Source organism: Dyella sp., assembly GCF_051962475.1.
Lineage (GTDB): Bacteria > Pseudomonadota > Gammaproteobacteria > Xanthomonadales > Rhodanobacteraceae > Dyella_A.
Genome location: NZ_JBQCCF010000041.1, coordinates 41,961 through 55,287 on the forward strand (window position 1 = coordinate 41,961; position 13,327 = coordinate 55,287).

At 69.2% G+C, this 13,327-nt stretch carries 14 protein-coding genes; 5 read left to right on the plus strand and 9 right to left on the minus strand.

All coding sequences use genetic code 11. The features are described from left to right. Positions 1-79: 79 nt before the first annotated feature. Entirely contained in the window at positions 80-1,438 is a 1,359-nt protein-coding gene (locus ACTHJF_RS09620) for a 3-oxoacid CoA-transferase (RefSeq protein ID WP_440266913.1), read from the plus strand. Between the two features lie 55 nt (positions 1,439-1,493). Here the strand turns inward: ACTHJF_RS09620 and ACTHJF_RS09625 are convergent, their stop codons facing one another. From ACTHJF_RS09625 to ACTHJF_RS09635, 3 genes are all read right to left on the minus strand, one after another. Continuing rightward, a complete protein-coding gene (locus tag ACTHJF_RS09625) occupies positions 1,494-2,495 on the minus strand; it encodes a sensor histidine kinase (protein ID WP_440266914.1) in 1,002 nt (333 codons plus the stop codon). Between the two features lie 31 nt (positions 2,496-2,526). Further along, positions 2,527-3,258: a response regulator transcription factor gene (locus tag ACTHJF_RS09630; RefSeq protein ID WP_431634161.1), complete on the minus strand. Its 732-nt coding sequence runs from the start codon at positions 3,256-3,258 to the stop codon at positions 2,527-2,529. 118 nt (positions 3,259-3,376) lie between these two features. Then, positions 3,377-4,003, minus strand: a complete 627-nt coding sequence (locus tag ACTHJF_RS09635) for an arylesterase (protein WP_440266915.1) — start codon at positions 4,001-4,003, stop codon at positions 3,377-3,379. Between ACTHJF_RS09635 and ACTHJF_RS09640 the strand changes: the two genes are divergently transcribed. Genes ACTHJF_RS09640 through ACTHJF_RS09655 form a run of 4 tightly spaced genes read left to right on the plus strand, consistent with a single transcriptional unit; the run spans position 4,002 to position 8,989 of the window. Continuing rightward, positions 4,002-4,703, plus strand: coding sequence for an ABC transporter ATP-binding protein (locus ACTHJF_RS09640; protein ID WP_440266916.1), 702 nt, complete (start codon positions 4,002-4,004; stop codon positions 4,701-4,703). The genes ACTHJF_RS09635 and ACTHJF_RS09640 overlap by 2 nt on opposite strands. Then, entirely contained in the window at positions 4,700-7,183 is a 2,484-nt protein-coding gene (locus ACTHJF_RS09645) for an ABC transporter permease (protein WP_440266917.1), read from the plus strand. Before ACTHJF_RS09640 ends, ACTHJF_RS09645 begins: the two co-directional genes overlap by 4 nt. Positions 7,184-7,226: 43 nt before the next feature. Beyond that, positions 7,227-7,856 (plus strand): glutathione S-transferase family protein, encoded by a 630-nt coding sequence (locus ACTHJF_RS09650; protein ID WP_440266918.1) that lies wholly within the window; start codon positions 7,227-7,229, stop codon positions 7,854-7,856. Continuing rightward, positions 7,853-8,989: an SLC13 family permease gene (locus ACTHJF_RS09655; protein WP_440266919.1), complete on the plus strand. Its 1,137-nt coding sequence runs from the start codon at positions 7,853-7,855 to the stop codon at positions 8,987-8,989. Before ACTHJF_RS09650 ends, ACTHJF_RS09655 begins: the two co-directional genes overlap by 4 nt. 4 nt (positions 8,990-8,993) lie before the next feature. Here the strand turns inward: ACTHJF_RS09655 and ACTHJF_RS09660 are convergent, their stop codons facing one another. From ACTHJF_RS09660 to ACTHJF_RS09685, 6 genes are all read right to left on the minus strand, one after another. Continuing rightward, the gene (locus ACTHJF_RS09660) at positions 8,994-9,776 is read right to left on the minus strand and encodes a DUF4097 family beta strand repeat-containing protein (RefSeq protein ID WP_440266920.1); all 783 of its coding nucleotides are present in this window, start codon (positions 9,774-9,776) and stop codon (positions 8,994-8,996) included. A gap of 224 nt (positions 9,777-10,000) precedes the next feature. Then, on the minus strand, positions 10,001-10,810 hold the full coding sequence (gene mazG / locus ACTHJF_RS09665) for a nucleoside triphosphate pyrophosphohydrolase (RefSeq protein ID WP_440266921.1): 810 nt from the start codon (positions 10,808-10,810) through the stop codon (positions 10,001-10,003). A gap of 34 nt (positions 10,811-10,844) precedes the next feature. Next, positions 10,845-11,198 (minus strand): hypothetical protein, encoded by a 354-nt coding sequence (locus ACTHJF_RS09670; RefSeq protein WP_440266922.1) that lies wholly within the window; start codon positions 11,196-11,198, stop codon positions 10,845-10,847. Between the two features lie 128 nt (positions 11,199-11,326). Continuing rightward, positions 11,327-12,148 carry a 3'(2'),5'-bisphosphate nucleotidase CysQ gene (cysQ, locus tag ACTHJF_RS09675; RefSeq protein WP_440266923.1) on the minus strand — a complete coding sequence of 274 codons (822 nt, stop codon included), beginning with the start codon at positions 12,146-12,148 and terminating at the stop codon, positions 11,327-11,329. Then, entirely contained in the window at positions 12,145-12,702 is a 558-nt protein-coding gene (gene nudE, locus ACTHJF_RS09680; protein ID WP_440266927.1) for an ADP compounds hydrolase NudE, read from the minus strand. Before nudE ends, cysQ begins: the two co-directional genes overlap by 4 nt. A gap of 51 nt (positions 12,703-12,753) precedes the next feature. Further along, a partial coding sequence (locus ACTHJF_RS09685) for an inositol monophosphatase family protein (RefSeq protein WP_440266924.1) occupies positions 12,754-13,327 on the minus strand: 574 nt, incomplete at its 5' end.

A 13,327-nucleotide genomic window follows, 5' to 3' on the forward strand; every position in this document is an offset into this window, starting at 1 on the left:
CATCGGACCTTTGTACGAGGCCGGGTGCGGGCGTTCCGTCGTATCCTTGTGCGCTGATTCCACGCAAACGGGCATCGCAATGGACAAGGTTTACGCAAGCGCCGACAAGGCTTTGGACGGACTGCTGGCCGACGGCATGACGATCGCCGCCGGTGGCTTCGGCCTGTGCGGCATTCCCGAGAACCTGATCGGCGCTCTGCTCGCCGCCGGCACCAAGGGGCTGACCATCGTCGGCAACAACGCCGGTGTCGACGACTTCGGCATGGGGCCGCTGCTGAAGACCCGCCAGGTCAAGCGCGTGTACGCCTCGTACGTGGGCGAGAACAAGGAGTTCGAACGGCAGGTGCTGGCCGGCGAGCTGGAGCTGCACTTGGTGCCGCAGGGCACGCTGGCCGAAAAGCTGCGCGCCGGCGGCGCCGGCATCCCCGGCTTCTACACGCGTACCGCCTTCGGTACCAAGCTGGCCGAAGGCAAGGAGACCAAGACCTTCGACGGCAAGGAGTACGTGCTGGAGGAGGCGATCCACGCCGACGTGTCCATCGTCAAGGCATGGAAGGGCGACCGCCTGGGCAACCTGGTGTTCCGCAAGACCGCGCGCAACTTCAACCCGATGATCGCCACCTGCGGCAAGGTGTGCGTGGCCGAGGTGGAGGAGCTGGTGGAGGTCGGCACACTGGAGCCGGACCAGGTCCACGTGCCGGGCATCTACGTGGACCGCATCATCCAGGGCGCCAGCTACGAGAAGCGCATCGAGTTCCGCACCATCGCTGGCGCCAACACCGGCAAGGAAAGCCCGATTCGCAGCGCGATGGCACAGCGCGCGGCGAAGGAGCTGCGCGACGGCTACTACGTCAACCTCGGCATCGGCATCCCCACGCTGGTCGCCAACTTCATTCCCGCAGGCATGGACGTGATCCTACAGTCGGAGAACGGCCTGCTCGGCATCGGCCCGTTCCCGGACGATGCGCACGTGGACCCGGACCTGATCAACGCCGGCAAGCAGACCATCACCACCCTGCCCGGTTCGAGCTTCTTCTCCAGCGCCGATTCGTTCGCGATGATCCGCGGCGGCCACATCGACCTGTCGATCCTCGGCGGCCTGGAAGTGTCCTGCCACGGCGACCTCGCCAACTGGATGGTGCCGGGCAAGATGGTCAAGGGGCCGGGCGGCGCGATGGATCTGGTCAGCGGCGTAAAGCGCGTGGTGGTGCTGATGGAGCACACCGCGAAGGACGGCTCACCGAAGATCAAGAACCAGTGCGACCTGCCGCTCACCGGCAAGCAGGTGGTGGATCTGATCATTACCGACTTGTGCGTGTTCGAAGTGGCCAAGGGCCAGGGGCTGACCCTGATCGAACTGCACGAAGGGGTGACGGCGGACGAGGTGAAGGCCAAGACCGGCTGCGACTTCACCGTATCGCCCACCTTGCGCGCGTAGGCCGCGCCACGCGTCTTCATGCACGCCGCGTCCGCAAGGGCGCGGCGTTTTGCTGTCAGGCCGCCTGGGTGTGGGGGAAGCGGATGCTCGCCACGTTCTGGCTGCCCGGCCGCGTCTTGAGCTCCAGCGGCCATTCGAACCGATCGCTGATGCGCTGAGCGATGGCCAGCTCGAACCCGTGACGGTCGGCGCCGTACAGCGGCATCTTGCCGCCACTGGCGGGCTCGGCGAGCGGCTCGGACTGATTGGCCACCACCACCATGCCTGGCATCACGGTCACCACCACCCGGCCGCGCTCGGTCTGCTGGCAGGCATTGCGAATCAGTTGCCAGAACAGCACCGCAAACACGCGCGGCGACCCACGCAACGCGAAGCGCGAGGGTTCTTCGAGCTGCAACTCGATCGGCCGCCCCACCAACATGTCGCGTGCGAAGTCGAGTTCATGGCGTACCGCGTCGTTGACGACGAACACCTCTTCGTCGACCCCGTTGTCCGATTCGCGGGCGAGAATCAACAGCGCCTCGACCAGCGCCTCCATCTCGCGCGTTGAGCGCCGGATGCGCTGCAGCGAGCGCTCGCCGAAATCGGTCAGCCCTTCTTCTTCGGCGAGCATGTCCACCGACATCTTGATGACCGTCAGCGGACTGCGCAGCTCATGGCTGGCGTCGCGAGTGAAATTGCGCTCGCGCTCGGTGTAGCCGGCGATGCGCGTGGCAAAGCCGTGCAGGCCACGGGCGAGCGAAGCCACGTCGGCATCGGTGTGGCGCGACAAACGCTGTGGCGACAAGGCCTCGAGATCGGGATGCTGATCCCAGCCGTTCACCAGTCGCGCCAGCGCGGAGACCGGCCGCCACTGGCGTCGCGCTGCCAGCCAAGCCAGCATGGTGGTAATCACGATCAGCGCGAGCACGGCCCACACTGGCGCCATGTCATACGTTCCCATCATCACGCTGATGCCCACGGCAATGAGCTGTAACACGAAGATGAGCGCAATGCGGCGCTGGAAGGCGCCGCTGCGGAACGCGTCCTGTGCCTGAGATGAACCCCTGCTATTCATGACAGTGTTACGTGAGACAACCAGGCACCTTTCAGGCCGGCTGCGTCGCGGTGGCCACCTCCGCTTCAAGGTCGGCGAGGCGATAGCCGGCCGAATGAATGGTATGCAGCAGCGGCTTGTCGAACGGTTTGTCGATCACGCGACGCAGGTTGTACAGATGCGAACGCAGCGTGTCTGAATCGGGCAGCGTGTCACCCCAGATCTCGCGCTCGATATCGCGGCGGCTGACCACGCGGGGCGATTCACGCATGAGGATCGCCAGCAGCTTGAGGCCAATCGGCGACACGGTGAGCTCCTGCCCACCGCGGGTGAGCCGCAGCGTGGCGGTGTCCAGCGTCATGTCGCCCACGGTCAGCACCTCGGTGGACACCTGGCGGCGATCGCGACGGATCAGCGCACGCAGGCGGGCTTCCAGCTCGCGCACCTCGAACGGTTTGACCAGGTAGTCGTCCGCGCCAGCTTCCAGGCCAACCAGCTTGTCTTCCAGCGTGTCGCGCGCGGTGAGCATCAGCACCGGGGTCGACTTCTTCGCGTCCTTGCGCAGCTTGCGGCAGACGTCCAGGCCGTCCATGCCGGGCAGCATGAGGTCGAGCACCACCACGTCGTAGCTGTTGGAGACGGCCAGATGCAGACCGCTGACGCCATCGGCGGCGTAGTCCACCGAATAACCGCGGCGCTCCAGGAATTCACCCACCATTTCGGCGATCTGGCGGTTGTCTTCCACCAGAAGCACCAGACCCGATTGCTCGTCACGTACGCTCATAGGTTCGTCCTGCGGTTTCCCGATTTCACGTTTGTGAAAGGCTACCGAGCCGCGCAGTGACCACGATGTGAAGGTCGCCGGACGCGTTCACTTGGCGGTCAAGAAACCTCGCGCGGCGCTACTTCCGCACGGCCTTCAACAGCGGCGCGAGGCCTTGCCAGACGTTGTCCAGTACGCGCGGCTCGCCGGCGGCCAGCGGGTGCAGACCATCGTCCTGCATGAGCGTGGGATCGAGCGCGACGCCTTCGAGCAGGAACGGCACCAGGCCGATGCGCTTGCTGCGCGCCAGGTCGGCGTAGATGGCCCGCAGGCCGTCGCGGTACTGCGGGCCGTAGTTCACCGGCAGCTCGATCCCCAGCAGCAGCACGCGGGCGCCGCGCTTCTGGGCCAGATCGATCATGGCGGCCAGGTTGGCGCGCAGCGCGTCCAGCGGCAGGCCGCGCAGGCCGTCGTTGGCGCCCAGCTCGATCACCACCACGGCCGGGCGCTCCTTCGCCAGCAGGGCCGGCAGATGATTGCGGCCGCTGAGCGACGTTTCACCGCTGATGCTGGCATTGACCACGCGCCACGGCGGCTCCATCTTGCCCAGACGCTCGCCCAGCAGATGCACCCAGCCCGATTCCACCGGGATGTTGTGCGCCGCCGACAGCGAGTCGCCCAGCACCAGTACGCTCCGGGTCGGCGCCGCCTGCGCGACGGCCACTCCCCACAGCAGCAATCCCAGTGTGCAAAGGAAACGACGCATGAGCGATTCATCCCGTCCGGTGCTTGAAGCGATCGATGTTAGCAAGTCGGTCGTCGGGCCCGAGGGCACGCTGACGATCCTGCGGGGCGTCACTCTGGCGGTGCACGCGGGCGAGAGCTTCGCCATCGTCGGCGCATCCGGCTCCGGCAAAACCACCCTGCTCGGCCTGCTGGCCGGCCTGGACCTGCCCACGGGCGGCAGCATCCACGTCGACGGGCAGGCGCTGGAAACCATGGACGAAGAAGCCCGAGCCGACCTGCGCCGACGCCTGGTTGGCTTCGTGTTCCAGTCCTTCCACCTGCTGCCGGCGCTCACCGCCGAGGAAAACGTGATGCTGCCGCTGGAGCTGGAAGGCGCACGCGATGCCCGTGCTCGCGCCCGCGAGGCGCTGGACGCAGTGGGGCTGGGCAGCCGTCGCCGACACTACCCGGCCCAGCTCTCGGGTGGCGAGCAGCAGCGCGTGGCGATCGCCCGCGCGTTCGTGCACGGGCCACGGCTGCTGTTTGCCGACGAACCCACCGGCAACCTCGATCAGCGCACCGGCCACCACATCACCGACCTGCTCTTTGCGCTCAATCGCGATCGCCAGACCACGCTGGTGCTGGTCACCCACGACGCCGCGCTGGCGGCGCGCTGCCAGCGCCAGATCGAGCTTGAGGAAGGCTGCGTGGTCGGCCGCAGCGAAGGCGTCGCCGCATGAACATGCTCCCGCTTGCGCTGCGCAGCCTGCGCCGTGAATGGCACCTGCCGGAACTGCGCACGCTGGCCGCCTCGCTGGTGCTGGCGGTGGTGGCACTGGGCGTGGTGGCCACGCTGGCCACGCGCATCGAGCGCGGCATGCTGGCCAGCGCGGCCGAGCTGATCGGCGGCGACATCGGCATCAGCGCGCCGCAGCCGCTGCCCGCCGCGTATGCCAACGAGGCGACGCGCGACGACCTGCGGCAGAACCGCGTGGCCAGCTTCCCCAGCGTGGCCTTCGCCGACGGCCGCAGCCAGTTGCTGGACGTGCAGGCCACCGACAGCGATTACCCGCTGCGCGGCACGCTGGAGCTGCGCGATGGCGGCGGCCAAACCATCGATGGCCACGCGCCGGCGAGCGGGGACGTGTATCTGGATCACCGCGCACTGATCGCGCTGGGCCGCCATGTCGGCGACACCGTGCAGGTCGGCGGGCGCGACCTGCGCGTCGCCGCCGAACTGGTGCGCCAACCCGATGGCGGCGAGCTGTTTGCGCTGGCACCGCGGGCGATCATGAACCTGGAGGATGCCCGCGCCGTCGGACTGCTTGGAGTAGGCAGCCGCGCCCGTCATCGCCTGCTGCTGGCCGGCGAGCCGGACGCGGTGCAACGCTGGCGACGCTGGGCCGAGTCGCAGACGTTGCCGCAGGGCGCGCAACTGATCACGCCGGAGCAGACCCAGGAGCGCATGCGCACGGCGTTCGACCGCGCCAGCGCGTTCCTGCGACTCACCGCCTTGCTCTCCGCGCTGCTGGCCGGCGTGGCAATCGCCCTGGCGGCGCAGCGCTATGCGCGACGCAAGACCCGGGAAGTGGCGCTGCTGCGCGCGCTGGGCACCTCGCGCCGGCGGGTGATGGCGCTGCTGCTGGGCACGCTCGGCGCGCTCGCCGTACCGGCGGTGGTTATCGGGATCGCGCTCACGCTCGCCCTGGCGCAAGGCGCCTGGCTGGTGGCTAGTTCGCTGTTCGGCAACGTGCCAACCCAGCTGCCGCTGCTGCCCGCTTTCGCGGCCGCCGCGGTGGGAATCGCCGTGCTCGCCGGCTTCGCGCTGCCGCCGCTGGCGCGGCTGGCCGAGGTGCCGCCGGTGGCGGTGTTCCGCGCCAGGGTGGTGCGCCGCGTGCGCCGCTTCGATGCGCTGTATGTCATTCCTGCGCTGGTGGCGCTGGCGCTGATCTGGGGCCAGAGCGATTCGGCGAAGATGGCCAGCATCCTCGCCGCCAGCCTGCTCGGTGTGGCGGCCATCGCTGCCGGGCTGGCCGCGCTGCTGCTGTGGCTGGCCCGGCGCATCGCGCCGGGCGCACATCCCGCGCTGCGGCTGGGGCTGGCGGCGCTGGCGCGGCGACGGGGCCTGAGCCTGATCCAGGCCACCGCGCTCAGCCTGGGGCTGGTGGCCCTGCTGCTGCTCGCCGTCGTAGCCCCCTCGCTGCTGGAAGGCTGGCGCCGCGAGCTGCCCACCGACACGCCGAACTGGTTCGTGCTCAACCTGCAGGACGAGCAGCGCGCCGGCTTCGCGCAGTCACTGGACCGCATCGGCGCGCAGCAGCTCAACGTGCTGCCGCTGGCGGTGGGCAAGCTGATCGCGATCAACGGTACGCCGGTGGACCAGCTGCCGCTCACCGACGAGCGCGCCAAGGACTGGACCGACCGCCAGTTGCGCCTGTCATGGACCGACGCGCTGCCGCCGGCGAACCGGCTGGTGGCCGGTACGTGGTTTGCGCCGCACCCGGCGCAGGCGCAGGTGTCAGTGGATGCCATGTGGCGCGACATGTTCCACCTCAAGCTGGGCGACACCATGCGCTTCAGCATCGGCGAGGCCAGCATCGACGCCACCGTGAGCAGCGTGCGCGAGGTGGACTGGAGCTCGTTCCGGGTCAACTTCTTTCTGCTGCTGGACGCCGACCACGCCAGCGCACTGCCGCACAGCTACCTGGGTAGCTTCTACCTGCCGCGCGGACGCGCCGATGCGCTGGCGAAGCTCTCGCGCGATTACGCCAACCTCAGCCTGATCGATGTGGACGCCTTGCTCGACCGCGTGCGCGAGATCGTCGACCGGGTCAGCAACGCGGTGCGCTGGATCCTCGGCTTCAGCCTGCTCGCCGGCGCGCTGGTGCTGGCGGCGGCACTGGCCGCCAGCGCGGCCGAGCGACGGCACGAGGCGGCGTTGCTGCGCACGCTGGGCGCGCGTCGCGGCCAGCTGCGGGTGGCGGCAGCCTGCGAGTTCGCGCTGCTCGGCGCGGTGGCCGGGCTGACTGCGGCGATCGGCGCGGCGGGCACGGGATGGTGGCTGGGACGGGCGGTGTTCCACATCGAGGGCTTCGTGCCGCCGCTGCTTCCGCTGGCGCTCTACGCCCTCCTAGCCGCGATGGTCGTGATGCTGCTGGGCCTGGCTGGCACCCGCACGGTGACCCGCACCTCGCCGATGCGGCTCTTGCGCGAGGCCTGAGCCGCCCGCCACCATCGCGCGATTGCCCTCCCCGGAGACGCCCTTGTATACGCTCTACTACTCCCCCGGCACGGCCAGCATGGTGGTGCACATGGCGCTGATCGAAACTGGCGCGCCGCACGAGTTGAAACTGGTGGACATCGAGCAGGGGGCGCAGCGCGATCCGGCCTACCTCGCGCTCAATCCACGCGGCGTGGTGCCCACGCTGGTGATCGACGGGCGCGCGCGTCACGAGTCGGCCGCGCTGTTGATGATGCTGGCCGACCGCCACCCCGCTGCCGGGCTCGCGCCCGCGCCGGGGACGCCCGCACGCGAGGCGTTCCAGCAGTGGCTGGTGTACCTGAGCAACACCCTGCTGTCGACGTACCGCTTCTGGTTCTATCCGCCGGAACTGGGAGCCAGCGAGCATCCGCCACAGGTGCGCGCGGCGCTGGTGGCAAAGATCGAAGGCGTGTGGGATTACCTGGATGCGGAGCTGGCCGCGCGCGGCCCTTATCTATTGGGCGCGGAGTTTTCCGCCGCCGACCTGCTGCTCGCTATGCTGATGCGCTGGTCGCGCAACATGCCCCGCCCGGCCAGCCAGTGGCCCGCATTGGCGCGCTTGGCGGACCTCATCCGTCGCCGCGAGAGCTGGCAGCGCGTGTACGCCATTGAGGGCCTGAGCGGGTGGTGACATCCGCCCGACCCGCGCTGCGCACGCGTCTGGTCCACTGGCTCAAGGCGGAATGGCTGCTGGCGTTGTTCGGCACGTTGGCGCTGCTGCTGGCGCTGGCCGACCCGCAGCCGGCAGCGCGTTACGCGCACTGGCTGCAGTTGCCTACGCTGGCCGGCCTGATGGGCCTGATGATCGCCATCCAGGGCATCCGCGACAGCGGCCTGGTTCAACGCGCTGCCGGTGTCCTGGTGCTGCGCGCGCATTCACTGCGCGCCCTGGGCCTGCTGCTGGTCGCCAGCACCGCGGTGCTGTCGATGGTGCTCACCAACGACGTGAGCCTGTTCCTGCTGGTGCCGCTGACGGTGGCGATCGGCGGCATGTCGAACCTGCCGGTGCTGCCGATGGTGGTGCTCGAAGCGCTGGCGGTGAACGCCGGCTCCACGCTGAGCCCGATCGGCAACCCGCAAAACCTGTTGCTGTGGCAGAGCGCGCATCTGCCGTTCTTCGCCTTCGTGCGCGGCATGCTGCCGGCCTCGGCGGTGATGTTCGTACTGGTGACGGCGCTTACTGTGACGTGGCTGCCGAAGGGCCGCGTCACGCTCGACGCTGAGGCGCTGGATCACCATCGCGTCGCCAAGCCACTGGCGGCAGTTTCGCTGATCGCGCTGGCCTCGATGGTGGTACTGATGGAACACGGCCTGGCGCTGGAGGGGGCGCTGGGGCTGCTGGTGCCCTTTGCGCTGATCGCCCGCGACAGCCTGCGTCGGGTCGACTGGGCGCTGCTGGTGACGTTCGCGGCGATCTTCGTGGGGCTGGGCCACTTCGCCCAACTGGGCGTGGTGGGAGGCCTGCTCGACCGCTTCGACTTCACGCAGCCGCTGACCGTGTTCCTGGGCGGCGCGCTGGTCTCGCAGGTGATCAGCAACGTGCCAGCCACCGTGCTGCTGCTCGATCGCGCCAGCGATCCGATTGCGCTCGCCGTGGCCGCCAACGTGGGAGGCTTCGGGCTGGTGATCGGCTCACTGGCCAATCTGATCGCGCTACGCCTGGCGAAACAGCCGCATGGGCTGCGGCTGTTTCACCGGGTGTCGATCCCGTTCCTGCTGGTGTGCGCGCCGCTGGTGTACGTGGCGTGGCGATGGCTGGGATGAGCGGTCAGTCGTCGTCGCGCGGCACGCTGACCTTGCCCTTCACGCCGCTGTAGTCCACGTCGCCGCTGCCCTTGGCGCCCAGCGAGAGATCACCGCCCACGTCGTGCACTTCCAGGTCGCCCGAGCCGATCGTGTCGACGTGCACGCTGCCGCCGACCTGCTTGAGCGTGACGTCGCCGGAGCCGATGCTGCCGACCTTCGCGTCGCCGCGCACGCCCGTGACGCGAGCGTCGCCCGAACCCACCGAGCCCAGCGACAGGCTGCCCACGTCGCGGGCATCGATGTCGCCCGAGCCCACGCTGGCGGCAAAGCGGCCGGCGATCTGCTTGACGTTGAGGTCGCCCGAGCCAACCTGCGCATCGAGCTGCTGCAGGCCGCTGACGTCGGCATCGCCGGAACCTACGGCGAGCGAGACCGGCATGTTTGGCGGCAGGTCCACGTTGAGTTCGAGCGAGCTGTAGGAGCTGCCGAACAGGTTGATGTGCATGCCGCGATGGCGCGCCACCTCGATGATCAGCTGGTCACCCTCGCGCCGCTGCTCCACCTGCAGGTCGTCCAGCATCGCCTGCTCAGAGGCGCAGGCGCGCCCCTTCACCGTGAGGGTCTGGCCAGCCGAGGTGCTGCCGCTGAGGTGCAGGTCTTCGGCATGCAGCGAGATCTGCACGCCGCGCACGCCGGCCAGGTCGGCGGTGAGGTTGCGCGGGGCTTCGTACTTGCATTCGTTGGCCGCCAGCGCGGGCAGCGGGGCGACCGCCAGCAGGGCGGCAAGCATCAGGGATGGGCGCATGTGAGGACTCCGAGCAAAGAAAGGATCGGAGCATGGATGCGCGCGGCCGGCAAAAGGTTGCAGCGCCGGCTGACGCACGTCCGGGCTGTGGCGAAAGCTGCGCCGTGCGAGGCGAGTCTGGTAGCCGAACTGCACCAGGTCTGGAGGGAAGCGCGCTGGCCTGCGGAGACTCGGCGATTCCACCCAACGGCAAACAGACGCGTTACGCCGCTGTCCGCGCCCCGTTACGACTGACTGCGGCGCTCCTCGCGCTTCACCTCGTTCCACAGCGCCTCCTGCGCCTCGAGGTCGCGCGCCGTGAGTGGCTGTCCGGAGGCTCCCGCGAGCGCCTCCATGCGGCGGAAACGCCGCTCGAACTTGGCGTTGGCATGGCGCAGCGCCTGCGAGAAATCCACGCCAGCGTGGCGGGCCAGGTTCACCAGCACGAAGGCGACATCGCCGATCTCGTCCTGCAGCCTGGCCTTGTCGGCACCCGCGGCGAACTCCGCGCGCACTTCCTCGATCTCCTCGGCCAGCTTGTCCAGCACCGGGTTCGGATCGGGCCAGTCGAAGCCGGTGCGGGCGGCTCTCTCCTGCAGCTTCTGCGCGCGCTTCCACTCGGGCAGGCCGCGCGAGACGCCGGCCAGGGCGCTGTCGTCAACGGCTTCGCCCTTCGCCGCGCGCTCCTCGGCCTTGATCGCATCCCACGCCGCCTTCTGCGCGTCGAGGTCGTCGTAGCTCACGTCGCCGAACACGTGCGGATGGCGGCGGATCATCTTGTCGCTGATCGCGTGGGCCACGTCGGCAAAGTCGAACAGCCCGCGCTCACTCGCCATCTGCGCGTGGAACACCACCTGCAGCAGCAGGTCGCCCAGCTCGTCGCGCAGATCGGGCCAGTCCTGGCGGTCGATCGCATCGGCCACCTCGTAGGCTTCCTCGATGGTGTACGGCGCGATGCTGGCGAAATCCTGCTGCACGTCCCACGGGCAGCCGCGGTCCGGATCGCGCAGGCGAGCCATGATGGCGAGGAGGTCGTCGAGGCGGTGGCGCGTCATGGGGTGAGGTTCCAAAAGATAAAAGCGGAGCCGGCTAACGTGGTTCGGCGTGCGTCGATCGTGGGCGACCGGAAGCGTCCCGGCGCAGGCGCCACGGCACGCCGACCACGGCATTGAAGGTCACTGCAGCCAGGACGGCGCAGACAAGCCCGACCAGGTCACCGAACGCACTCAAGGGCGAACTGGCGAGCGCGAGGATCGTCAGCGCGAGCGCCGCGATCCCCAGCGCGACCAGGCATACGCGCGCGCCGCTGAGCCGGCGGCGTACGCGCAGCCAAACCAGGATGGGCAGGGCCGTCAGCATCGACACGAGGCCTACCGCCAGCGTCAGCACGAACGTGCCCAACAATGCCGGCCAGCCGTGTAGCCCGATGAAGTCGCCGCGCACGAGAGCATCCGTGGCCGATGCCGCTGCCAGGCCCACCGCGGGCACACACGGCGCCGCCAGCGCCCCCAGCCAGAGCGGACGACGCGTGGCGCCGGGCGAGGCCGCGGCAGCCGACGCGGGAGCGCCGGTCATCCGGCGAGGGATGCGGCCAGCCGCGCCGCCCAGTCGATGTCGATGTCGCCCACGGCGATGAACTCGGGATTGAGCAACGACTCGCCGCGGTTGTAGCGCAGCGGCGCGCCTTCCAGGTCGAGCACGGCGCCGCCGGCCTCTTCCAGCACGCACTGCGCGGCGGCGGTGTCCCACTCGCTGGTGGGGCCACGGCGCAGGTAGACGTCCGCATCGGCGCGGGCGATCAGGCAGAACTTCAGCGAGGAGCCCATCGGCAGCGCGGTGTAGGTGCCGCCGAGCAGCTGTTCGAGCAATGCCTCGCCGGTGCCGCCGTGCGAGCGGCTGCCGGCCACCACGGGCGGATTGGCCAGGGTGCGGCTGCGGATCGGCTGCCACTCGTCGGCAGCACCGGTACGCATCCACGCGCCCTGTCCCCGCTCGGCCACGTAGCTCTCGCCGGTGACCGGCGCGAGCACCACGCCGAGTACCGGCCGGTGATGGTCGATCAACGCAATGTTCACCGTGAACTCGCCGTTGCGCTTGACGAACTCGCGGGTGCCGTCGAGCGGATCGACCAGCCAGTAGCGCTGCCAGTGGCGGCGCACGTCCCAGTCGCAGGCGACCGCCTCCTCGGAGATCACCGGCAGCACCTCGGGCAGCGCGGCGAGACCCGCGGCGATCACCGTCTGCGCAGCGAGATCGGCGGCGGTGAGCGGCGAGCGGTCGTCCTTGTGCTCGACGGCGAAATCGCTGGCATAGATCTCCATGATCGCCTGCCCGGCCGCCTCGGCGATGGCGGCAACCTGGCTCAGCAGGGGTGACAGCGGCGCGCCGCTCATGCGCGCTGGAACCGGCCGGCGAGGTACTCGCGGGCCATGAACAACGCCGCGATGGAACGCCCTTCGGTGACGTCGTCGCGGGCGATCAGCGTGTGCAGGTCGGCCAGCTTCCACGGCACCACCTCGAGCTCTTCGGGCTCGTCGCCCTGCAGGCGTTCCGGGTAGAGATCCTGCGCCAGCACCACGTGCGCCATGTGCGTCATGTACGCGGGCGCCAGCGAGAGGTGATGCAGGATGGTGAGCTTGCGCGCGCCGTAGCCCACTTCTTCCTTGAGCTCGCGATCGGCGCCCTGCTCCACCGTCTCGTCCTGATCGAGCCGGCCTTTCGGCAACCCCAGTTCGTAGCGGCCCAGGCCGGCGGCGTACTCGTTCACCAGCAGCACGGTGTCGTCGTCGAGCATCGGCACGATGATCACGGCGCCAAGGCCGTGCGACTGCAGGCGCTCATAGGTGCGCCGCTCGCCGTTGGAAAACTCCAGATCCAGCTGCTCGGCGCGCAGGAACGGACTCTGGGCGACGTCACGCCGCGCGTGGATGATCGGTAGCTTGGCCATCCGCGGATTGTAGCCCGGGCCGGCCCCGGACATGCCGCGGCATCTTGCGGCTCAGCGGCGCAGGCGCTCGCATGCCTCGGCATGCAAGGCCGGCGTCCCGGCCAATACGCTGCGCGTGTCCAGGGTGAGCGGCGCGCCGTCCAGATCGGTGAGCACGCCGCCGGCCTCGCGCACGATCACCGCCAGCGCTGCCACGTCGAGGATGTTCACGTCCGACTCGATCACCAGGTCCAGGCTGCCGCGCGCCAGCAGGTGGTAATGGCAGAAGTCGCCGTAGCCACGGATGCGGTTGGCGTCGCGGATCATCTGCCCCAGCACGGCCCAGCGCTCGTCGGCGGTGAGCGTCTTGACGTTGCCGGTGGAGATCGAGGCCTGCGCCATCGTCGAGGTCGACGCTACGCGCACGCGCTCCCCGCCGAGCCAGGCACCGCCGCCGGCGTGCGCCCACATCGTCTCGCCGTACACCGGCGCGCTGGATACGCCCAGCACCAGCTCGCCGGCGTGCATCAGCGCGATCTGGGTGGAGAAGAACGGCGTGCGGCGCACGAAGCTCTTTGTGCCGTCCAGCGGGTCGACCAGCCAAAGCAGCTCGGCGCTGTCGTTGTCCAGGCCGAATTCCTCGCCG